General features: G+C 55.3%; 14 protein-coding genes. 13 read left to right on the plus strand and 1 reads right to left on the minus strand.

The genetic code is table 11. The features are described 5' to 3' along the window. The first annotated feature begins 19 nt into the window (after window positions 1-19). A complete protein-coding gene (locus K1V27_RS08295) occupies window positions 20-1,168 on the plus strand; it encodes an acyl-CoA dehydrogenase family protein (protein ID WP_258929193.1) in 1,149 nt (382 codons plus the stop codon). A 186-nt stretch (window positions 1,169-1,354) separates the two neighbouring features. Here the strand turns inward: K1V27_RS08295 and K1V27_RS08300 are convergent, their stop codons facing one another. Continuing rightward, window positions 1,355-2,383, minus strand: a complete 1,029-nt coding sequence (locus K1V27_RS08300) for a zinc-binding dehydrogenase (protein ID WP_258929194.1) — start codon at window positions 2,381-2,383, stop codon at window positions 1,355-1,357. Between the two features lie 566 nt (window positions 2,384-2,949). On the opposite strand from K1V27_RS08300, the gene K1V27_RS08305 reads away from it, so the two are divergent. The 12 genes from K1V27_RS08305 to K1V27_RS08360 all read left to right on the plus strand — a co-directional run bounded on the left by K1V27_RS08305 (window position 2,950) and on the right by K1V27_RS08360 (window position 23,082). After that, window positions 2,950-5,322 (plus strand): penicillin-binding protein 1A, encoded by a 2,373-nt coding sequence (locus K1V27_RS08305; protein ID WP_258929195.1) that lies wholly within the window; start codon window positions 2,950-2,952, stop codon window positions 5,320-5,322. A gap of 35 nt (window positions 5,323-5,357) precedes the next feature. Next, a complete protein-coding gene (gene yoaA / locus K1V27_RS08310; protein ID WP_258929196.1) occupies window positions 5,358-7,280 on the plus strand; it encodes a DNA repair helicase YoaA in 1,923 nt (640 codons plus the stop codon). 165 nt (window positions 7,281-7,445) lie between these two features. After that, complete coding sequence (locus K1V27_RS08315; protein ID WP_258929197.1) at window positions 7,446-8,402, plus strand: universal stress protein; 957 nt, start codon at window positions 7,446-7,448, stop codon at window positions 8,400-8,402. Between the two features lie 136 nt (window positions 8,403-8,538). Next, the gene (locus tag K1V27_RS08320; RefSeq protein ID WP_258929796.1) at window positions 8,539-9,510 is read left to right on the plus strand and encodes a thioredoxin family protein; all 972 of its coding nucleotides are present in this window, start codon (window positions 8,539-8,541) and stop codon (window positions 9,508-9,510) included. Between the two features lie 48 nt (window positions 9,511-9,558). Beyond that, on the plus strand, window positions 9,559-10,233 hold the full coding sequence (locus K1V27_RS08325; protein ID WP_258929198.1) for a response regulator: 675 nt from the start codon (window positions 9,559-9,561) through the stop codon (window positions 10,231-10,233). A gap of 647 nt (window positions 10,234-10,880) precedes the next feature. Then, window positions 10,881-11,825, plus strand: coding sequence for an acetyl-CoA decarbonylase/synthase complex subunit delta (locus K1V27_RS08330; protein WP_258929199.1), 945 nt, complete (start codon window positions 10,881-10,883; stop codon window positions 11,823-11,825). A gap of 98 nt (window positions 11,826-11,923) precedes the next feature. Further along, window positions 11,924-13,882: an anaerobic carbon-monoxide dehydrogenase catalytic subunit gene (cooS, locus tag K1V27_RS08335; RefSeq protein WP_258929200.1), complete on the plus strand. Its 1,959-nt coding sequence runs from the start codon at window positions 11,924-11,926 to the stop codon at window positions 13,880-13,882. A 145-nt stretch (window positions 13,883-14,027) separates the two neighbouring features. Continuing rightward, entirely contained in the window at window positions 14,028-16,241 is a 2,214-nt protein-coding gene (gene acsB / locus K1V27_RS08340; RefSeq protein ID WP_258929202.1) for an acetyl-CoA decarbonylase/synthase complex subunit alpha/beta, read from the plus strand. Between the two features lie 77 nt (window positions 16,242-16,318). Next, window positions 16,319-17,668 carry an acetyl-CoA decarbonylase/synthase complex subunit gamma gene (gene acsC, locus K1V27_RS08345; RefSeq protein ID WP_258929203.1) on the plus strand — a complete coding sequence of 450 codons (1,350 nt, stop codon included), beginning with the start codon at window positions 16,319-16,321 and terminating at the stop codon, window positions 17,666-17,668. 108 nt (window positions 17,669-17,776) lie between these two features. Further along, complete coding sequence (locus K1V27_RS08350) at window positions 17,777-18,664, plus strand: dihydropteroate synthase (protein ID WP_258929204.1); 888 nt, start codon at window positions 17,777-17,779, stop codon at window positions 18,662-18,664. 654 nt (window positions 18,665-19,318) lie between these two features. After that, a complete protein-coding gene (gene ppdK / locus K1V27_RS08355) occupies window positions 19,319-22,072 on the plus strand; it encodes a pyruvate, phosphate dikinase (RefSeq protein WP_258929205.1) in 2,754 nt (917 codons plus the stop codon). A gap of 80 nt (window positions 22,073-22,152) precedes the next feature. After that, window positions 22,153-23,082: an HpcH/HpaI aldolase/citrate lyase family protein gene (locus K1V27_RS08360; RefSeq protein WP_258929206.1), complete on the plus strand. Its 930-nt coding sequence runs from the start codon at window positions 22,153-22,155 to the stop codon at window positions 23,080-23,082. Window positions 23,083-23,177 lie beyond the last annotated feature (95 nt).

A 23,177-nucleotide genomic window follows, 5' to 3' on the forward strand; every position in this document is an offset into this window, starting at 1 on the left:
AAGAGAAGGGAGAGAAGCCATGGATTTTTTGATAGCGCACGAGACAAGGGTGAAAAGAGAGAGCTTTGAAAAATTTTTGGATCGGTACATGCTGCCTCACCTGGCTTCCTGGCAAAGTGACCGGAAGGTGCCGCGCAGCTTTTTTTCCGCTCTGGGCGACGGCGGGTGGCTGGGATTTGACATGAAAAACGGCCGCATAGAAGAGCAGCCCGCCATCCAGCAGGCAGTGCTGTTCGAGTATCTTGCGTCCCTCTCTCCTGGCGTTGCCGTGGCGGTTCTCGTGCATGTTTCACTGGGCATGCTGGGACTCTATCTGTTTGGTTCAGGCGGGCAAAAGGAAGCCTATCTGGAGCGGGCCTTACGTGGCGACACTTTAATCTGCCTGGGCAACACCGAGCCGACCGCGGGAAGCGACGTGGCCAATGTTGCCATGCGCGCCGAAGGGGTCGAGGGCGGCTGGCGGCTGAACGGAACCAAAGCCTACGCCACCAATGGGACGCTCAGCGACATGGCGATCGTTACGGCGGTGACTCATCCCGACGCCTCCAGGAACAAGCGGCTCTCCATGTTTATGGTCGATCTGTCGGCCCCGGGAGTGTCGCGCAGGAAATTGAACAAGCGGGTCTGGATCCCTTCCGATCTCTCTCGAATTCAGTTCAGGAACGTCTTTGTTCCCCATGAGGCCGTGCTTGGCGAAGAGGGCCACGGCCTGCAGCAGGTGCTTGAGATCTTCACCCACAGCAGGCTTTCCATCAGCGCCCTCACCATCGGGACGGCTCTCGGGGCGTTTGATCTGGGTTGGCAGCATGCCAAGTCAAGATCGGTCTTTGGCAAGAAGTTGCTGGAACATCAGGCCAAGTCTTTTGAAGCGGCGGATCATTACGCCAAGCTGGAAGCGGCCCGGCTTGCTCTCTGGAAAGCGTGCTGGGCGAAGGATCACGGCAGGGACTTCAGGCTTGAGGCTTCCATCGCCAAGTACCTGGCGGTCGAAATGGCTCGATCGGTAACTGCCTGGGCCGCAGATCTCTTTGGCGCTGCTTCGGTCATGGAGGAGCATCCCATTCACAAGTTCCCCCTGGATGCCTGGGCGTCATCGCTGGGGGAAGGCACCCAGGACGTGCAGAAGCTCATTATCTTCCGGGAGCTCATGAAAAGGGCGTCCCACTAGGAGGCTGTCCGAGAAAGCTTCGTTTGTCATTTCGAACGGAGCAAAGCGGAGAGAGAAATCTTTGACATCAGTTACTTGCAGGCACAAGATTTCTCGCTATCGCTCGAAATGACAGTTCTCGGACAGCCTCCTAGCGGCTCCCACGGTGAAGCATCCCTTGCGCGGGCTGTCTGCCCTCTTCAGCACTCAGGGAACCAGTACGATCTTACCAAATTGGTCGCTGCTTTCCATTGCCCGGAAAGCCTCGCTGCCTTCGCCGAGCGGCATCACCCGATCGATGACAGGTTTGAGCCGGCCCTGCCAAAGCAGTTTGCAGACTTCGCGAAAGTCCTGATGTGTCCCCATGGTGCTGCCGACCAGGCTGATCTGTTTGCTGAATATGTAGCGAATGTCGATTTCCGCATGCGGGCCGCTGGTGTTGCCGATGATGACGATGCGGCCGCCGCGTTTGGTCACCTTCATGCTGGTGCCGAGGGTTGCCGCCCCAACGTTGTCCACCACCAGGTCGACCCCCTGCTTGTCCGTCAATCGCTGAATTTCTCGGCCCCAATCGGTTTGCGAGCGATCAATCACGATATCGGCTCCAAGCTGCCGGGCTCTTTGAGCCTTTGCGGCGTTGCCGGCCACCACGTAAACGGCGGCGCCGGCCAGTTTGGCGACTTGTGTCGCCATCGTGTTGACGCCGCCGCCCGCTCCAACAATCAGTACCGATTCGCCGGCCCGCAGGCCGCCACGATGGATGAGCATGCGCCAGGTGGTGAGAGTCACCAGCAACGGTGCCGCTGCCTGTGGGAAGTCCAGATCGGCGGGCATCTCCAGCAGGTTGTGCGCGGGGACGGCAACATATTCCGCCAGGCCGCCCGGCCTGTTTTCTCCCAGGATATGGTAGCCCGGACTGAGGCTGTGCTCACCGCGCCGCGTGAACTCGTCCGCATACTGATTGATTCCCGGATCCACCACAACTCGTTGGCCGATCTTCCATCCGTCAACTTCCTTCCCCAGGGCAACAATCTCCCCGGCCACGTCGGAGCCTCCCCAGAAAGGCATGTTCAACTTCAAGCCGGGCCAACCCCTGCGCACCCAGATATCCAGATGGTTCAGAGCGCAGGCTTTGACCTTGACGAGAACCTGGTCCGGCGCCGGCACGGGGTCGGCCACATCGGCATAGCGAATGACCTCGGGTCCTCCATGTTCAAAAAAGCAAAGGGCTTTCACGGCGGTATCCTCCTTCTTTCATAATACCAACGATTGTCGCCCGCTAATCAGCGGCTCTGCCCGGCACAATTATCTCACGCCGACGAGGTACCGGTAACACGGCAGGAATACCGGCAAGTGCATGGCAGCCGGATCCCGGTGTTAGCCCGAAGGATTGAACAATACACGACCTCTATTCTCCTATCAGTCTGCCAGATTAACTCAGTACAGCGCCATACAATCAAGCGGCCGGATTCCGCTCCATTTGGGGCACTCTATTGTGTGCAGCCGTACCTAGAATCTAAAATGGGTCGCGGGCGAGATCAAGAGTGTGCCCGGGAATCAACGCCCGACAGTGATTGGACGGTCCCGCCGATAGCCCTGTCAAGGTCATCCAATGCCGGAAACCCGGATTGAAACAAGACCAACCCTATTGTAAGAAATACCCGTTGCAGTTAATATTGCAAAACTTGTACGAGGATCAGGCATGATTCCATCATCAAGCCATTCGCTGTCATGGTGCTTGCCGGCCGGAATGGCTGACAGACAAGACGACCGTGTCCAAATTGTTTAGGGAGGTTATTTGAATGCCTCAACCAGGCCCTTTCAGGAAGGCTCCACAATCGAGCGCAGCCCGATGGCTGCTTTCGGCAGCCGTGGGAATAGTCGGTCTGCTCTCTTTGGCTGCGGGGCTCGCTGTTTTCGCATTTTATATACAACTCAACCGTTCCCTGCCCAGTACCGAATCCCTGAAAAACTACCATCCGCCCCTGGTTTCCAGTGTCTATGCCAGAGATGGTTCACTAATTGGAGAATTCTACACAGAGCGGCGCTTCCTGGTTTCCCTCGATCAGATCTCACCGCATTTGATCAGGGCGTTTTTGGCGGCCGAAGACGTGCGCTTTTATGAGCACCCCGGAGTGGATCTGCAGGGGATTGTGCGTGCGTTCATGAAAAACCTGCAGGCTGGTGAAATTGTTCAGGGAGGCAGCACCATAACCCAACAGGTGGTAAAGTCACTGCTGCTTACGCCCGAAAGGACCTGGGTGCGCAAGCTCAAGGAGGCGATGCTCGCCTATCGGATCGATCAGTCGTTGAGCAAGGATCAAATTCTGGAACTTTATCTGAACCAGATCTATTTCGGATCCGGGGCCTATGGGGTGGAGGCGGCGGCCCAAACCTATTTCAACAGGCATGCTTCAGATCTGTCACTGGCGCAGGCGACGCTTCTGGCCGGTCTGCCCAAAGCGCCCAGCCGATTTTCTCCATTCCAGGATTTGTCTGCAGCACGGGAAAGACAGAAGTATGTTCTGCAGAGGATGGTCGAAGTGGGATTCATTTCCCAGCAACAGGCCGATGCGACCTATGCCGAGCCACTGCAGTTGCAGCAGCCGCGTCACTGGACACTGAAGAACCTCAATTCCTTCTCCGAGGAGGTTCGCCGCCAGATCGAGCAACGTTACGGCAGGGACGGCCTCTATCAGGAGGGGCTGCAGATCTACACCACCTTGGACCCAAAAGCGCAGACCTACGCGGAGCTTGCTCTGGATCGCGGCTTGCGGGAAATTGACAAGCGTCATGGATATCGCAAGACCAACCGGCGCTTGAACCAGGAGAGATGGCCAAGTTTTCTGGCCGAGCTCAAGGCTGTCAACCGGCAATTGGCGGAAGGCAAAGTTCTGGAAGCGTTGGTTGTGGAATACCTGCGCGCTTCCAAGTCGTATCGAGTGGACTTTGGCAATGGTCAGGGTATCCTTCCTCCCTCCGGGTGGGAGTGGACGCGAGTTCCCTCCTCTCGTGCATCCAAGATGTTTCAACCCGGCGACATCATTTCCATACGGCTCGAGGAGCGGCAGGAGGAGGGTGTTTGGAGGACTTCACTGGATCAGACACCTGGCTTGCAGGGGGCCTTTCTCGCCATTGCCAACGACACCGGAGAAGTGCTGTGCATGGTGGGCGGCAGAGATTTTGAGCGAAGTCAATTCAACCGGGTGACCCAGGCCGTCCGCCAGCCGGGTTCGGCGTTTAAGCCGATAATTTATGCAGCCGCTATTGATAAGGGTTTCACCGAGGCTTCCATCTTGATCGACTCGCCCATCGTCAGAGACGATCCCAGCCTGCAGGGCCCGTGGAAGCCCTCCAATTATGACAGAAAGTTTTGGGGCCCCATTTTGCTGAGAAAAGCCCTCATTCATTCGCGCAACGTTGTTACCGTCAAGCTGCTCGACGCCATTGGTATTGACTATGCCCTGTCTTATGCCAGGAGCCTTGGCATCACAACGCCACTGACACCTACCCTGTCGCTGGCCCTGGGCGCATCGGGCGTCACTTTGTGGGAGCTTATCGGTGCCTATTCGGCCTTTGCCTACCAGGGTGAACGGGTGACCCCGTTCATGATCAGTAAAGTTCTGGATCGCAACGGCAATATGCTGGAAGAGCATCAGGTTCAGCGAGAGTCCGTGATTTCGCCTCAAACCGCCTATGTGATGACGCACTTGATGCAGGATGTCATTCAGCAGGGCACCGGTCAACGGGCCAAGAGTCTGGGGCGACCTGCCGCAGGCAAGACGGGGACGACCAACGATTTGAAGGATGCATGGTTCATTGGCTACACGCCTTCGTATTTGGCCGGGGCGTGGGTGGGCTATGACAATCATAATATCTCCCTGGGCAGGAAAGAGACCGGCGGTCGGGCGGCATGCCCCATCTGGGTGTATTTCATGGAGGAATGGTTGAAAGACAAGCCGGTGGAAGGCTTCAGCATTCCCCCGGGAGTCGTGTTTGCAAAAATAAACCCCGCTACCGGTGCACGGGCCTCCAGTGGAGACCCCAATGCAGTTTACGCAGCCTTTCTGGAGAATCATTTGCCGGCGGAAAGGGTGTCTGTTCCGTCTGAATCGGGACCTTCACAAATGACTCGTTCGAACTCGCCATCCTTTTTCAAGAGCGATCTCTTCTGATCCGCGGGGACAATTCATCCGTTAAGACGAAGTCGATGCAGCATTATTTTGGACGTGAAGGAATCCTGGCTCAGAAAGTGCCCGGCTTCGAATATCGTTCTTCCCAGATGAGGATGGCTGATGCGGTGCTGGCCAGCTTGCGGGGTGGATTGCCTCTCGTCGTCGAAGCTGGCACCGGGACTGGAAAAACATGGGCCTACCTTATTCCGGCGCTGTCGAGCGGCCTTAAGGTGGTTATTTCCACCGGCACCAAGACCCTCCAGGATCAGATTCTGGATCATGATATCCCCTTTCTGCGGCGGTCTATCTTCCCAAACTTGCGGGCAGTGTGCCTCAAAGGGAGAAAAAACTATCTGTGCCGGAGAAAATTCAATGTGTTTTCCCTGCAGCCCACTTTTTGGCACAAAGAAGAAGCCAAGCTACTCAGCCGCTTCACAGATTGGGCGCGATCGACCGCCACAGGAGACCGCGCCGAGATCGCCTGGCTGCCGGACCACTTTTCTGCCTGGAACGAAGTGAGCTCGAGCAGTGAGCAATGCCTTGGCCAGCAGTGTGCCGAGCATTCCCGCTGCTTCTTGTCACTGCTCCGCCAGGAAGCCTCGCGCACCGATTTGGTGATCGTCAACCATCACCTGTTCTTTGCCGATCTGGCTCTCCGCAAAAACGGGCATGCCGAAATCCTGCCCGACTACGACGCAGTGATCTTTGACGAAGCCCACCAGCTCGAGACAATCATCGGACTCTATTTCGGACTGCAGCTCAGCAATGCCAAAGTCAACGAACTCATTCAGGATATTCAACGCGAATGGACCGGAAAGTCTCGCCAGCCCGGAAACCTCGGGGAGATCCACAGGCTCGTTGAACATCTTGGAGTCCTGAACCGAAGCCTCTATCAGCACTTCGCCGATGCCCGCCAGGATCGGGCAAGATATCCTCTGCAATTCGATGATTCAGGTAAGAACTGGGGGCGGATCTGCCGCGAAATGATACATGCCCTGCAGCAGTTGAATGCGTGCCTGGGAATGACGAAAAACCAGCAGTCGGTGGTGGATTCGTTCCTGCGTCGCAGCGCCGAACTGGCGGGGGCGCTCCATCAGATCCTGCAAAGGCGCGACCCGACCCTGGTCTACTGGTATGAGCTTGGGGCGCGGTCGGTCTTTATCCATGGGACCCCCATCGAAATAGGACCCATCTGCAACGAGTGGCTGTTCGGACAAGGCAAAAATGTTGTGTTCACATCCGCGACACTTGCCGTCGCCGGTTCTCTCGCTTTTTTTCGAGAAAGCCTCGGAATGCCGCCGGAAACCCAGGAGCTCATGCTGCCGTCGCCCTTTTCCTTTGAAGAGCAGGCCCTTTTGTATGTTCCCAAGCGTTTCCCCACGCCGCACTCCCCTCAATTTTGCGGCATGATGGCCCGGGAGGCTGCAGAGATCCTGAAAAAAACCAGGGGGCGAGGACTCCTGCTGTTTACCAGTTACAAGAACCTCAATGCCGTGCACAGAGATTTGCAGCAGCTCCTTCCCTATCCCATTTTGCTCCAGGGTGAGAAGCCCAAACGTCAGTTGCTGCATGAGTTCAGGCAGAAGATTGATTCGATTCTGCTCGCCACCAGCTCATTTTGGCAGGGCATCGATGTGCCCGGCGAGGCTCTCAGCTGCCTGATGATCGATAAATTGCCCTTTGAAGTTCCCGATGATCCTCTGGTTGCCGCCCGCATGGATCATTTTTCAGCAACAGGCGTCAATCCTTTTCTCAACTATCAGGTGCCCAGAGCCGTCATCCATCTGAAACAGGGTGTCGGCCGTTTGATTCGATCCTCCAGGGACCAGGGAGTGATTGTGATCTTTGATATCAGGCTGTTTACCAAGAGTTACGGGCGAATCTTCCTCGATAGCCTGCCGCCTTGCCGTTTAACGCGCGAACTCAGCGATATCGACCATTTCTTAACCATTCAATAAGCCCTTCTTGCCATTCCCTAAATAGATTATGATAAATTAATGTGCAAAACCCAGTTCAACGGTCAGCCCGGCGAGATGTCGCCGGGGGACCTTGGCGAACGGCTCGACAGCTGCTTCTGTGGCCGCTATGAGCCGTGGTGAGACTCACACAAAGGAGGGCGTCCCGTGAACAAGAGTATCCTATTTGCAGTGGATGGATCCAAAAGCAGTCTGCAAGTTGCTTCTGTTTTGGGAAAGCTTCTCAAAGACCAGACACAGAACAGTATCCTGCTGTTGCATTGCGTTCAACAGCTGGCGGCGCTCTACCCGGGGGAAATTGCCGAGATCGGCTCAGTGGAAAGATCCTCAGCGGAATTTCAGAAAAAGCTCGGTGATGCGGTTCTGGCTTCCAGTGTCCAGGCTTTGCAGGAAAGCGGCTTTCCCGCCGATCAAATTCGTTCGGACCTTGTGCTGGGATGCACCGACCCCGCGCAGGATATCCTGGCGAAGGCGGAAGCCGAGAGAATCAGAACGATCGCTTTGGGACGCCGGGGCCGGAGCCAGCTCCAGAGTTTGCTTCTGGGCAGCGTGTCGAGTAAAGTAGCGCAGTACTCGCACTATAGGACCGTTTGGATTATCGACAGTGAGGTCCAGCCGAGCAGGAAGGTCCTTGTTGCCATGGCGGGCGTGCCCGACGCGCGTGCTTTGACCTATTATGCCACAGAGTTTATTGCTCCCATTCCGCATCTGCACTACACCCTGTTTCACATCATGCCGCCCATTCCTCCCACTTTTTGGGATGACGGTCATATCCTGGGGCCCGAAGAGCAGAAAGATCGCCAGTCGCGCATCAATAAATGGCGTCGCGAGTGGACCCAAAAGGTTGAAAAGTTCATGGATAAAGCAGCAGACTCGCTGGTGGGCAAGGGCGTGCCGGAACAGAAGATGGATAAGCGAATCGTGCAGACAAAGGAAGGCATTGCCCGGGATTTGTTGAACGAGATTGCTCGCGGAAGATACCAGATGGTCATCATGGGCAAGAAGAGCTTTCACGAGCGAAAACCCTTTCTTATGGGCAGTCATGCCAATAAGGTTCTGCAAAACATAGAGCGGGCCATCCTCTGTTTGGTGGACGCGAGCTGATTCACATGCGCAAAATCCCCCTCTCTCCGGGGTTGGCAAGCGGATACACATGGCATTGGATGAGGGGCACGGAGGGAGCGAGACAAAGGGGTACGGAGAATATTTGTAAGTCGATTAGCAAAAGAGGCTTCTATTGATGCAAGTGGATGTGCACGACCGGCAAAAGCTCGAAGCATGGAACGAAGAGTTTCACCATAAGATCAACCTGAGGCTCTACACGGGGAACGATGAAAAAAGTGGTTATTTTGAATCCTTTTGCCGGCAGGTGAATGAGATCATCCCCAATATTCTGTTCACTCATGAGGAAGGCGGCGGTGACCAGGTTCCTGCCATTACCCTGGGAAAATCATGGCGTTATCGTGCACTCCCCGTGGGCAGCGAGTTGGACCCATTCCTGGAATTGCTGGCGATGCAGGCCGTTGGCGTTCCCCCTTTGCCGCAATCAATAAGGGAGGCTGTTGCGCAGGTGGACTGTCCGGCGAACCTTACTATTTATGTGGCGCCGGCTTGTCCGTTTTGCCCGGAAGTTGTGCGACAGTTGCAAACGGTCCCCATGGCCAACGACAGGATCCATCTGGATATAGTGGATGCCACTCTGTTCCCTGACCTGGCACAGCGCAGCAATGTTCGGTCGGTGCCGACGGTCATTCTGGACGATGAGTTTCGGTGGTCCGGCTCGATTGTGCTTCAGGAGTTGATCGACGCGTTGGTGCATCGGGATCCCGCCAGGTTGACGACACAAGAATTATTGAGCATCATCAAGGATGGAAATGCCGACCAATTGGCCCGCATGATGTTGCAGAGGGGGGTCATGTTCACAGGGTTTCCGCAATTGTTGCAGCATCCCAACTGGTCGGAACGTCTGGGAGCTCTGGTGGTGCTTGAACAAATAGCCGAACAAGACATTCAGCTGGCGCACAGCGCATGCACGCCCCTGCTGCACTATCTGCAAACGGCTGAAGACCCGGTTAAGGGGGATCTCATTTACGCACTTGGTTTGGCCGCTTGCGATGAGGCCAGGGCCTACCTGGAGGACCTTTTGAGTGTTGAGGAGAGCGCGGAAAACCGGGAGATTCTGCAGGAGACCCTGGCAAAACTGGGGCGCTAAATACAGGCGTATTCACGAGGAGGAGTGAGAAAACCCAACAGGGGGCACATGAGTCCAAAGACCAAGCAAACATACCAGGTGCTTCTGGCGGACGATCACATGATGTTTCGCCACGGTATCCGGAGGATCATCGAAGAGACTTCGGATCTTGCAGTCATCGGCGAGGTTTCGGATGGGCTCGAATTGCTCAAGACCCTCAAGACCTTAACGCCGGATTTGGTGATTCTCGATATTTCCATGCCAAACCTGAGGGGCATTGAGGTTACCCATGAAATTAAAAACTCATACCCCGCAGTGAAGGTGCTCATTCTCACGATGCACAAAGATAAGGAGCACCTGCTGCATTCCATATCGGCAGGGGCGGAGGGTTATCTCCTCAAAGAAGACGCCGATTCGGAATTGTTCTCCGCCATCCGGACGATACGTGAGGGAGGGGTCTACATCTCACCGCTTCTCTCGGCGCAAATCGCCGACGTCATATATGAACACGCAGCCAGGGAAGCGTCCGACTCCAGTAGCGGAGCCTTGACGTTCAGAGAGCGCGAAGTATTGAAACTGATCGCTGAGGGAAGGACGAGCAAGGAAATAGCCACCATTCTGTGCATCAGTGTGCGCACCATCCACCACCACCGTTCCAATATAATGAAAAAGCTGAAGATAAGTAACACGGCCGATCTCATAAAATACGCCATCCGTAAAGGCTACACTTCGGCTGCCGGCTGATTTTGCAACCTATAGGGAAGTTATTCATCACATATGCCACAACGAGATTAAAATTATATGAACTGGATTTGTGCAAAACGGCTTCTTCAGAAAAACCGATGAACCCTTGAGTGCGCACGCCATGTTCTCAATAATTCAGCATTTTCGGCGCTTGCCCGAGGCGCGGAAAACGCCCTTCCGGGTTGACCTGAGGGGCTCCGGCAGTTGTTTCAAAACGAGTTGACATTTCAATATTAATCAGATATTCAGGGAAAGTCTCACAATCAGGAGAACGATTTCACTTTCACTTGCAATATGAGAGCTGTGAGTGTGCTGTTAAACCTTCCAAACGAACTGACTTCCATAGCCAATCGATGGCGCATCGATTGGGCGGTATTGCAACAGAGACAACATTTAGCGTTTGATGCACGAATTCCCATGAAATCTTCTAGAGGTGCTTACTTGGCGCCGGCGGTCCGGCGGCAGTGCAGCATAGATGAGTACTGAACACTCTGGCGGTGCGGCCGGTGAGCAGTCCTCCGCCAGACTGAGTCTGCTCGAAGCAAACAGGTTAGAACACAACAGTTAACACAGGAGATGGGCGGTTCACGGATGTAACCGGTCGAACCAAATGAAAAAAAGCACAAATTTGAAAGGAGGACCTGACCTTGGCTTTCCAACCAACAAAACAGATCTATTCGGGAAAAATCAGGGAAGTCACTTTGGGCGTCGGTGACAAGGCGGTAACGGTGGGCGGTAAAACAGCCTATTCATTTCATAGTTTCGAAGGAGAGATGCCTAATCCCCCGAGAGTGGCCATGGAAATCTGGGACAAAGACCCCAGCGCGGATTGGTCGGAGACGGCAAAAGCCCCGTTTGCCGGGGTTTTGAGTGATCCGGTTGCGTGGGCCAAAAAGTGCGTGGACGAGTACGGAGCCGAAATCCTCGTCGTGCAAACCAAGAGCGCCGATCCCAATGCGGACAACAAGTCGGCTGCAGAAGTGGCCGCAGTCGTCAAGAAGGTTGCCGACGCGGTGGATGTCCCGATCATCGTGTGGGGCGTCGCCAGCCATGAAAAGGACACCGAAGTGATGAAGGCCGTGGCGGAGCAATGTTCCGGCAAGCGTCTCGCTTTATCCCCGGTGGAAGAGGGAGACTACAAACAGATTGGTGCGGCTTGCCTGGGATACAAACATGTGGTCGTCTCATCTTCGCCTATTGATGTCAACCTGGCCAAACAGCTCAACATATTGCTTGGAAATCTGGGCGTCAAAGAGCAGGATATCGTCATCGATCCGACCACCGGCGGCTTGGGCTACGGTCTCGAATACACCTACTCAGTGATTGAGAGAATTCAGCAGGCGGCTTTGACTCAGGAAGACGACAAGCTTCAGCAGCCCATGATCTGCAACGTCGGCAACGAAGTGTGGAAAAGCAAGGAAGCCAACCTGAGTGCCGAAGATGCTCCCGAGCTGGGTGATCCCGCAAAGCGCGGTGTCCTCATGGAAGCCATCACCGCCATTGACCTGCTCATTGCAGGAGCCGACGTGGTGATTCTGAGGCATCCGGAAGCCATCAAACTGGTCAAGGGATTCATTGCCAAGATGATGTAACAAAGGCAGCGAGCTCAAAATCGGCGTCGTTCGATTCCTTATGGTGGAATGGCTAGAAATAATTTCTAACAGCCTCAAGAAGAGGAATGGAGTACATCATGGCGGAAGAAAAGGAAAAAAAGGTGAAGGTACTGAACTTCAGGGATATGTCAACCTGTGAAGCGACCATTCAGATGCTGGAGATCGCGGCCAAGGACGGGGTAGAGACGGCGTTCAGCCGCGCGGCGGACATGAAGGCCTGCCCGATCGGGGCCGATTCGGCATGCTGTAAGCACTGTTTCATGGGTCCCTGCCGCTTGAACCCGAAGGATCCCTATTCCAAGGTGGGGGTTTGCGGGGCGACCATCGACACCATAGCGGGCCGCAATTTTGCCAGGATGGTGGCGAGCGGCTGTGCGGCGCACACCGACCACGGCATGTCCATGCTGGACGTGTTCCGTGAGGTGGTGAACGGCCGGATCAAAGACTACCAGATCAAAGACGAAGAGAAGCTGCGCGATGTGGCGGCGAGTGTGGGCATCGAGGTGGTGGGGCGCGCGACCATGGAGGTGGCCAAGGAACTCTACGAGGAGCTGGAGCGGACCTACACGCAGGTTGAGGGGGAAATTCCATTTGTCAGCCGGGTTCCGGCCAAGACTTTGGAGACCTGGCGCAAGCACGGGATCGTGCCGCGCGGCTCCATGCGCGAGATCATGGAAATCATGCACCGCACGCACATGGGCGTGGATCAGGACTATGAGAACATCATCAAGCAGTGTTCGCGAACGGCCCTGGCGGACGGTTGGGGCGGCTCGATGGTGGCCACGGAGATTTCCGACATTCTGTTCGGCACGCCCAAGCCGCTGGTGGCCGGCGTGAACATGGGTTATCTGAAAGAGGACCATGTGAACATCATCGTGCATGGCCATGAACCGAATCTGTTTGAATCCATGATCACCTCGGTCAATGACCCGGCTCTCATCGAGAAGGCCAAGGCGGCGGGAGCCGAGGGGATTCAGCTGCTCGGCATGTGCTGTTCCGGGGCCGAGGTGCTGGGACGTCACGGGGTGCCCCATGCGGGGAACTTCATGAGCACGGAGGCAATCATTGCCACCGGCGCGGTGGACGCCATGGCGGTGGATGTGCAGTGCATCATGCAGGCTCTCTCCAAGTTGTCCGAGTGCTACGGCACCAAGTTTTTCACCACCAATCCGCGCGCCAAGATCGACGGGGCGACCCACATCGAATTTCATGAGCACACCCCGAGCGAGTGCACCAACAAAGTGGTGGAAATGGCCATTGAGCGGTTCAAGAACCGTCCGGCCCGCATTGTCATTCCGCAGCGCCGCGATCTGGGCATTCACGGGTTTTCCCATGAGTACGTGAATTACATGCTGGGAGGGACCTTCCGGGCTTCCTACACCCCGCTCAACGACAACATCATCAACGGGCGCATTCGCGGTGTGGCGGGCGTCGTGGGCTGCACCAATCCGCGCGTGAAGCATGACTACGTGCATGTGGAACTGGTCAAGGAGCTGATCAAGAACAATGTGTTGGTGGTGCAGACCGGTTGTTCGCAGATTTCTCTGGCCAAGGCCGGCCTGATGAAGCCGGATGCGGCGGTACTGGCCGGTGACGGGCTGCGGGAAGTGTGCGAGACGGTGGGCATGCCGCCGGTTTTGAGCCTGGGGTCGTGTGTGGACAACAGCCGTATTCTGATTGCCTGTGCCGAGATGGTGAAGATCGGTGGCCTGGGCGACAGCATCGCCGATCTGCCGGTAGCGGGGGCGGCGCCCGAGTACATGAGCGAGAAGGCCATCTCCATCGGCCATTATTTTGTGGCTTCCGGTGTGTACACCATTTTTGGTGTGACCTTCCCGAGCATCGAGGGAACCAAGTTCCACAAGCTGCTGTTCGAGGGCCTGGAAGAGATGGGCATGGGCAAATGGGATTTCGCGGTCGATCCGCACGATATGGCCCACAAGATGATCGCCCATATCGACAAGAAGCGCGAGGCCCTGGGCATCATGGGCGAGCGTGAACGCAAGCTGTTCAGCATGGAAGACCGCAGGGCCTAAGGATCATTGGCCTCTATGGGGAATGCCGCCGGCTCCGGCGTTCGCATTCCCCGCTGGTAGACAGGGCGGAGTGAATGTCGGTTCGAAGCCGATTCTTTAGTCACCCAAACACATAGGGAAGCACCCTTAAGAAAAGGAGTATATTATGTCCAGGTTAGTCGCTTTTGCTGCGATTCAAGGCGCCTACAATATAATCTCCAAGGTTGAAGGTAAATTCAAACAGGCAATGGCCAAATATGGGCCTGATCAAGCGTTGGCTTTTCCCAATACAGCGTATTTTCTGCCGGTCATTTATTCTATTTTGGGAGTCAAAGTTGAAAAACTGGCAGACGCCGAACCGGTTCTGGAACGATGTAAGCAGTTGCTGCCCCCGCACATCAAGGGCCAGATCCATGTTCCCTACCTTGGCCACACTCTGGATGCCGGCATGGCTGCGATTTTGGCAGAGGAAATCTACGAAGCCATTCGCTACGTAGAGGACCCTGATTTCTATCTGCCCGGCGAAGATTGCGATATAGAGAACGGCAAGATCTGGTTGGGTGCCGCCGATGACGTGATCATGCGGAAACGCGGCGTGGAATTTGTTGACGGCAGTGCCCCTGGTTTTGCGGCCATCGTCGGTGCGGCCCCCGATCCGGAAATCGCCAAGATGATCGCCGAGGACTACCAGAAAAAGAATCTGTACGTGTTTATGTGCGCCAACCAGGCAGGAACCACCTTCACCGAGCAATTGATCGAAGCCGGCGTGCAGGTGGGCTGGGGTACACGCCTCATTCCTTTCGGTCCCGATATTTCCGCGGCGGTATTTGCCCTCGGATTTGCCAACCGTGCTGGAATGGCGTTTGGCGGTATTCAGCCCGGCGATTACAAAGCCATGCTGAAGTACAACAAGGACAGGATTTTTGCCTTTGTCAATGCGTTCGGCGAAGTCAACGCCGAATGGGCAGCCAACGCAGCCGGTGCCATCAACTGGGGCTTTCCCACCATCGCCGATACGGACATCCCGGAGATTCTGCCGACCGGTATCTGCACCTACGAACACGTCGTCTCCAGCGTGCCGTACGATCAGATCACGGCCAAATCCATCGAAGTGCGCGGCCTGAAGGTGACCATTACGGAAATTCCCGTACCCGTCTCCTACGGTCCGGCGTTCGAGGGTGAGCGGGTTCGCAAGGACGATGTCTATCTGGAATGCGGCGGCGGCAAGACCCCCTGCTGCGAGTTGGTGCAGATTGCCGATATGAATGCGGTAGAAGACGGCAAGGTGGAAGTCATCGGTCCGGACATCAAAGACGTGCAGCCGGGCAGCAGGCTTCCTCTGGCAGTGGTGGTGGAAGTGGCCGGCCGCAAGATGCAGGAAGACTATGAGCCGATTCTTGAGCGTCAGATCCACCATCTGGTGAACTATGCTCAGGGTGTCATGCACATCGGACAGCGTGACATTGCCTGGTATCGCATTGGCAAGCAGGCCGTTGAAAAGGGCTTCACCATGGAACATATCGGCAAAATCCTGCATGCCAAGTATCATCAGGATTTCGGTGCCATTTTTGACAAATGCCAGGTGAAGATCTACACCGATGAAGCCAAGGTCAAAGAAATCGTCCCCAAAGCGCAGGCTGCGTACAAGACCCGTGACGAGCGCATTGAGGGCATGACCGATGAAACCACGGAAACCTATTACTCCTGTACCCTGTGTCAGTCCTTTGCGCCCACCCACGTGTGCGTGATCAGCCCCGAGCGAACGGGATTGTGCGGTGCCTACAACTGGCTTGACTGCAAAGCTTCTTTCGAAATCAATCCGACCGGCCCCAACCAGCCGATTCAAAAGGGAGAAACCCTGGATCCGGTGCTGGGCAACTGGAAGGGCGTCAACGATTTCGTATACAAAGCTTCGCGCCAGTCGATCTCCAGCTACAACTTCTACAGCATCGTGTACGATCCGATGACCACCTGCGGGTGCTGCGAGTGCATCGCTGCGGTTCTGCCCATGTGCAATGGCATCATGACGGTTAACCGCGATTACACGGGTATGACCCCCAGTGGCATGAAGTTCACGACGCTGGCCGGAACCATCGGCGGCGGAAACGTGACTCCGGGCTTCGTCGGGCACAGCAAGTACAACATTACCCAGCGCAAATTCATTGCGGGTGACGGTGGACTCAAGAGACTGGTGTGGATGCCGAAAATACTCAAAGAAGAAATTCGCGAAAGACTGATCAAGCGCGGTGAAGAGATCGGCGTTCCCAATTTAATCGACATGATCGCTACGGAAGAAGATGGCCTGACCGAGGATGAAATCTATGCATTCTTGGAGAAGGTAGGCCATCCGGCCCTAACGATGGAATCCATTCTGGGGTAAGCTTGAGGGGGGGATTTCCCCCCCTGTTCATGATTTTCGGTTGAGTAGATTGTGAAATGCGATGAGGAGATAAACACATGGGCTTAACGGGTATTCAAATTTTTAAGTTACTCCCCAAGACCAACTGCGGGGAATGCGGTGTACCGACCTGTCTTGCATTCGCCATGAACCTGGCATCCGGCAAGGCGGAACTGGAAAGCTGTCCTTATGTCTCGGAAGAAGCCAAAGAAAAACTGGCCGCCGAGTCGGCACCACCTATCCGTCCGGTCACTATCGGCACTGGTGACTATGCGGTCAAGGTCGGCGGTGAAACGGTTCTGTTCCGCCATGAAAAGACCTTTGTCAACCAGCCTGGGTTGGCAGCACTGGTGAGCACCGATGAAGATGCGGCTTCGGTGGATGGCAAGATCGAGAGGTTTAAAGCCGCTCAGTTTGAACGTGTGGGATTGAATCTGCGGGCGGAAATGTTTGCCGTCAAGGATGCTTCCGGCGATGCGGGTAAATTCAGTGCTCTCGCCAAGAAGATGGCCGACACAGGGGCAAGCTTGATCCTCATTTCCGATAACGCCGAGGCCATGAAAGCTGCGGCCACTGAACTGAAGGACAAGAAACCTTTGATTTATGCCGCTAGCGCCGCCAATGCCGACGCTTTCGGCGCGCTTGCCGTTGAATCCGGGTGTCCCCTCGCGGTCAAGGGAGACGGAAGCCTGGAAAGTGTTATCGGGTTGACGGAAAAGCTGAGTGGCATGGGTGTTAAGGATATCGTGATCGATACGGGCACACGCGATCTCAAGAAGGCCTTCGAAGAACAAATCTTCATTCGCCGTGCCGCCCTCAAGGACAGGTTCCGTCCTCTGGGGTTCCCTACCATCATCATGGCCAATGAAATGGCGGATGATTTGATGAACGAATCCCTGGTAGCCGCCACGTTCATCGCCAAATACGGCGGACTGATTGTCATGAGCGACTTCCAGCCGCACAGCCTGTTCCCGCTTTTCCTTGATCGGCTGAATATTTACACCGATCCGCAACGCCCCATGACGGCCGAACAGGGGATCTACGAGATCAATAATCCGGATGAAAATTCACCCGTCCTGATCACTTGTAACTTCTCCCTGACTTATTTCATTGTTTCCAGTGAAATAGAAGCCAGCCGCGTGCCTGCCTACCTGCTGGTGCAAGATACCGAGGGTCTTTCGGTCATGACGGCATGGGCTGCCGGTAAGTTCTCGGGAGAAAGTGTGGGCACATTCTTCAACAAATGCGGCATCAAGGACAAGATCAAGCACAAAAGCCTTGTCATTCCCGGTTATGCTGCCGGTATCAGCGGCGAACTCGAGGAGGAGGTCCCCGGCTACAACGTTGTTGTCGGTCCCAGAGAGGCCAGTCAAATCGCGAAGTTTCTCAAGAGCTGGAAACCCGAATAAAACCTACAGGAAGCCGGCCACGTTTGACTCAGGCCGGCTCCAATTTTCAACAGCGCAATCGAACAGCGCGTCTGCATGACATCAACCCCCTGTGATAAGGAGGACAGTATGGTTAAGTGTATTGGTGAAAACCTGAACATCATGAGCAAGAAGTACGGTAAGGCTCTGAAGGAACGCGATCCCAAGCCGTTGCAGGAACTGGCCGTGCAACAGACTGAAGCCGGAATGGATTGGGTTGATCTGAATATCGGTCCCGCCGGAAAAATGGGCGAAGAGCTGATGACCTGGTTGGTTCCCGTAGTGCATGAAGTGACCGATCTACCCCTGGCCCTGGACACATCCAACATCAAAGCGATCGAGGCCGGCTTGAAGGCCCACAAGAAAGGTCGCCCCTTGATCAACTCGATCATGGTGCGTCCCGAGCGCATGGATGCACTGCTGCCTCTCGCCAAGGAATATGACGCGGATTTTATTGCTCTCCTTTGGGGTCCCGAAGGGATGCCGAGAGATGAAAATGAACGCGGGGCTCTCTGCTCCGAAATAGTCTTCAAAGCCACCGGGGAATACGGAATTGCTCCCGAAAGGATTTATGTCGATCCGATTCAGACACCCGTCAATGTGCAACAGAATCAAATCATGAGTGCTCTGGAATTCATGAAGATGTTTCAGGACATTGCTCCCGGCTGCCGCAGCACCATTGGTCTGTCAAATGTTTCCAACGGCCCGCCCGAGCATCTGCGCCCCATCCTCAACCAGGTCATGTTGATCCTGTTGAAGCGCTACGGCATGTATTCGGCTATCGTCGACTGCTTCGACACCAAGCTGCACGACATCGCCAAAGGTAAGCGGCCTGAACTGGAGGCTTTGGTACATAAGGTAGAAGATGGCGAAGCCATTGATATGAGCTCCCTTTCCAAAGAGGAAGTGGACTTTGTTAAGACGGCCAAGGTCATTTTGGGTCATGCGCTGTACTCCGATTCCTGGCTGGAAATCTAAATACCTCACGCTGTCGCTCTCTCACAAGCCTCTATTCCCGAACCTTTCAGTCATATCCGATTAGAATTAAACCGACCCCTCCCGGTTGCGGGAGGGGTTTACTGGTGGTGGCCGCTTAAGCCCGGCCTGCGGGCGAAGGTAATGGGGCAATTTTCATTTATCGTTGGTTTATCAACCGATTCTGTATTATTATAACGACCTTCGGTGTTGGATGCTGTGGCTTACAAGGCTGTTTTTTTAATGCAGGTTGAGTTGAGTCTCGCCTGAGTTGCGTGACCAAACCCAATGCCCATGGTGGCGGGCTTGTTATCTCAACCCGGTCGGTGTTTTAGGCTCTCTGTAGCAGAGTCTGCAGGTGGCGGTTGGAAAACCGTTTTGAAATGCCTCCGCGTCTTGCCGGCGCATTTCCGATCGGGGCCCGGCGGATGCGCCGAAACCCGTTAACCATGCGTATTTCTGGATGGCTGTCGGATCTGCGGCAGTGCTACGGAAAAACAGTATTCCGGCATTCCCGGGCAAGCCATCAGGCTGCCGGCCTAGGAATATATATTCGTGTTGCTCGCTGGTGTGAAAGGGGGGAGCAGTTTTTCCCGAAGATTCTGGGATGATCGAACGATCTCAATTGGGCACTATAGAAAAAGGGAGTACTTAACTATGGCATCGAAATACGTGTACTTTTTTGGCGGAGGAAAGGCCGACGGAAAAGCTGAAATGAAAAACCTGCTTGGTGGTAAGGGTGCCAATATTGCCGAGATGACCAATCTTGGCATTCCAGTACCGCCGGGTTTTACCATCACCACCGAGGTTTGCACTTACTTCTACGAGCATGGCAGGCAGTATCCCCCCGAACTCGAAGGCCAGGTTGAAGAGGCACTGCGTAAACTGGAAGAGATGATGGGCAGAAAGTTTGGCGATGTCGAAAAACCGCTGCTCGTCTCGGTTCGATCCGGCGCGGCCAGCAGTATGCCGGGCATGATGGACACGGTTCTCAACCTGGGACTCAATGATCGGACTGTTGAGGGACTGGCAAAGGAGACCCAGGATGAGCGTTTCGCGTATGACTGTTATCGACGCTTCGTGGCTATGTACGGCGATGTGGTGCTGGGTTTGAAGCCGGTGGAAAAAGACGATGTCGATCCATTCGATGAGCTCATTGAAAAGATGCGAGAGAAACGCGGGGTGGAGTTTGACAACCAGCTGTCGGTAGCTGATCTCAAAGAACTGGTGCAACAATACAAGAACTTGATTCGCGAGAAGCTCAGCACCGAGTTTCCACAGGATCCCATGGCGCAGCTGTGGGGTTCCATCGGTGCGGTTTTTGGATCGTGGAACAACCCTCGGGCCATCGCCTACCGGGAATTGAACGACATTCCTGCTGACATGGGGACCGCGGTCAATGTGCAATGCATGGTTTTCGGCAACATGGGGGATGACAGCGGCACCGGGGTCGGCTTCACGCGCAACCCGGCGACGGGCGAAAATGTATTCTACGGCGAGTACCTCATCAATGCCCAGGGGGAAGATGTGGTGGCCGGCATTCGCACACCGCAGCCCATCAACAAGATCCAGAAATCCGATCCCAATACTTTGTCCCTGGAAGAGACCATGCCGGAAATTTACCAGGAATTGGATGAAATCCGCCGGAAGCTGGACAGGCATTATCGGGATATGCAGGATATCGAGTTCACCATCCAAAAAGGCAAGCTCTGGATGCTGCAAACCCGCAGCGGAAAGCGCACCGGGTTTGCCTCCTTCAAGATCGCGGTGGACATGGTGCGGGAAGGGATTCTGTCAAAGGAAGAGGCGCTCATGCGCGTGGAGCCCGATCAGCTCAATCAGCTGCTCAGGCCGATTTTCGATCCCAGGGCCAAGCAGGAGGCCCTCAAAAGTGGCTCTTTCCTGGCCAAAGGGTTGAATGCCGGGCCGGGTGCTGCAACCGGGCGCATTGTGTTCAACGCCCCCGATGCCACCGAGTGGGTCAAGCGGGGTGAACGGGTCATCCTGGTACGCCTCGAGACTTCTCCCGAGGACATCCGCGGAATGCACGCGTCTCAGGGCATCCTGACGGCGCGTGGCGGAATGACCTCGCATGCCGCTTTGGTCGGCCGCCAGATGGGGAAAGTCTGTGTGGTCGGCTGTAATGATTTGGAAATCAGTTATCGGGATCGACTGATGCGCGTCAACGGCCGAGTCGTCAAGGAAGGAGACTGGATATCCATTGACGGGACCACGGGAGAGGTGTTCGCCGGTGAGATTCCCACCGAGCCGTCCGAGGTGCTTCGGGTACTTCTGGATAAGACGCTGGGCCCGGAAGATTCACAAGTCTATCAGGATTATATGGCTCTGCTGAGCTGGGCGGATGAGTGCCGCCGCCTCGGCATTTGGACCAATGCGGATCAGCCCAATCAGGCGGAAACGGCCATTGCGTTCGGTGCGGAAGGGATCGGACTGACGCGGACGGAGCATATGTTTTTTGAAGGAGACCGCATTGACGCAGTGCGGGAAATGATTCTGGCGGCGGATCTGGAAGGCCGAGAGAAAGCGCTGGCCAAGCTTTTGCCCATGCAGAAGGAGGATTTCAAGGGAATATTCCGCGTCATGAACGGCAGGCCGGTGACCATCAGGACTCTGGATCCTCCGTTGCACGAGTTTTTGCCTCACGGCCGGCAGGAACTGCAGAAACTGGCCACTCAGATGGGTGTTTCGGTGGATCGCGTGGAGGCCAAGATGCAGGGGCTGCATGAGGCCAATCCCATGTTGGGCCACCGTGGCTGCCGGCTGGGTATTGTTTACCCTGAAATCACTTCGATGCAGGCGCGCGCCATTATGGAAGCGGCTTGTGAAGTCACTCAAGAGGGCATCCCCGTGCATCCGGAAATCATGATTCCTCTGGTGGGGCACGTGGCAGAATTGAAGAATCAGCGCAAGGTGGTTGAACAGGCGGCGCGGGAGGCCATGGACCACTACGGAGTCACGGTGGATTACCGTGTCGGCACCATGATCGAAGTGCCGCGGGGGGCTGTGACGGCTGATGAAATTGCCCGGGAAGCCGACTTTTTCTCCTTCGGCACCAATGACTTGACGCAAACGGTTTACGGCATAAGCCGCGATGACGCGGGTAAATTCCTGCCGGCTTACATCGAGATGAGGATTTGGGAGCATGATCCCTTTGATCGATTGGACCAGGTGGGAGTTGGGACCCTTATGGAGATCGGTGTCAAGAAAGGACGGGCTACCAAGCCCAATTTGAAGATAGGTATTTGTGGTGAACACGGAGGAGAGCCCAGTTCGGTTGAATTCTGTCACAGGATTGGCCTGGACTATGTGAGCTGTTCTCCCTATCGTGTGCCCATCGCCCGGTTGGCTGCCGCCCGTGCCGCCATTAGAGAAAAACAGGCCAAGGGCTAGGCAAAGCGTTGATGTTGGTTTTCGCAATGGCGGACGGCGCGCTAAGGGAGCGCGCCATCCGCCGTCCAAGGTGATGCCGTATGAGCCGCCCCATTCGTCTCAGGCGATCGATTCTGTCGGTGCCTGCCAACCGAGAAAAAATGATACGTAAGGCTGAGGCACTTCCGGCTGACTTTATCATGCTCGATCTGGAAGACAGCGTGCCCGTTCACGAGAAAGAAGCGGCACGGGTGCGTGTTGCGGCGGCTTTGCGCGAGGCTCTCTGGCAGGGAAAAGTCAGAGCCTGCAGAATCAACGGCATGGACACTCCATTTGCCTATCGTGATATTATTGATGTGGTGGAAGCCGCCGGCGATTGCCTGGACGTTATTGTGGTTCCGAAAGTCAATGATGCGAGCGAAATACAGGCCATCGATTATGTGCTGTCACAGATTGAGATGCGCATGGGTTTTTCCCGTCATATCGGGCTGGAAGCCTCAATAGAGACGGCTGAAGGGATGCTGCGCGTCGAGCAGATTGCATTCAGCTCCCGCCGCCTGGAAGCTTTGGTGTTCGGCATCGCGGATTATTCCGCCGCGCTCTCCATGAGCAGCAAAGGGGTCAGCGGTCATGGGGATTCTGAGGCATTCTATCCGGGTGATCGCTGGCATTTTCCCTTGAGCCGCATGGCATTGGCGGCCAAAGCAGCCGGTCTGGCCGCTGTTGATGCTCCTTATGGAAATTACAGAGACATGGCAGGGCTGAGGACCTCCTGCGTCAGGAGCGCGGGGTTGGGGTTTGACGGTAAGTGGGCTATCCACCCCGATCAGCTTGCCATCATCAATGAAGTCTTTACCCCTGCAGAGGAGGATGTAAAACGCGCAGAGCTGATTCTCAAAGCTTATGAAGAAGCTCAAGCAAAAGGGCAAGGTTCATTTTCCCTCGACGGGAAAATGGTCGATGCGGCATCTGTCCGCATTGCCCAACGCATTTCGTCTCAATGGCGAGCAATTACCGGCAAAAGTACATAGTGTCCGATTCTCTCTCGCTCGATCCTGTCCCCCAAGCTGTTCGCTGTCAGCAGAATTCAATGTTTCACTCCATCCCTTCAATTCCATCAGCCGTC

Source organism: Desulfoferrobacter suflitae (genome assembly GCF_022603395.1).
GTDB lineage: Bacteria > Desulfobacterota > Syntrophobacteria > Syntrophobacterales > Syntrophobacteraceae > Desulfoferrobacter > Desulfoferrobacter suflitae.

Bases quoted from the DNA above. Each gene is read 5' to 3' on its own strand.
- K1V27_RS08305 (WP_258929195.1), top strand. From the start codon at position 2,950: ATGCCTCAACCAGGCCCTTTCAGGAAGGCTCCACAATCGAGCGCAGCC.
- K1V27_RS08320 (WP_258929796.1), top strand. From the start codon at position 8,539: ATGCAAGTGGATGTGCACGACCGGCAAAAGCTCGAAGCATGGAACGAA.
- K1V27_RS08325 (WP_258929198.1), top strand. From the start codon at position 9,559: ATGAGTCCAAAGACCAAGCAAACATACCAGGTGCTTCTGGCGGACGAT.
- K1V27_RS08350 (WP_258929204.1), top strand. From the start codon at position 17,777: ATGGTTAAGTGTATTGGTGAAAACCTGAACATCATGAGCAAGAAGTAC.
- K1V27_RS08295 (WP_258929193.1), top strand. From the start codon at position 20: ATGGATTTTTTGATAGCGCACGAGACAAGGGTGAAAAGAGAGAGCTTT.
- ppdK (WP_258929205.1), top strand. From the start codon at position 19,319: ATGGCATCGAAATACGTGTACTTTTTTGGCGGAGGAAAGGCCGACGGA.
- acsC (WP_258929203.1), top strand. From the start codon at position 16,319: ATGGGCTTAACGGGTATTCAAATTTTTAAGTTACTCCCCAAGACCAAC.
- K1V27_RS08360 (WP_258929206.1), top strand. From the start codon at position 22,153: ATGAGCCGCCCCATTCGTCTCAGGCGATCGATTCTGTCGGTGCCTGCC.
- acsB (WP_258929202.1), top strand. From the start codon at position 14,028: ATGTCCAGGTTAGTCGCTTTTGCTGCGATTCAAGGCGCCTACAATATA.
- cooS (WP_258929200.1), top strand. From the start codon at position 11,924: ATGGCGGAAGAAAAGGAAAAAAAGGTGAAGGTACTGAACTTCAGGGAT.
- yoaA (WP_258929196.1), top strand. From the start codon at position 5,358: ATGCAGCATTATTTTGGACGTGAAGGAATCCTGGCTCAGAAAGTGCCC.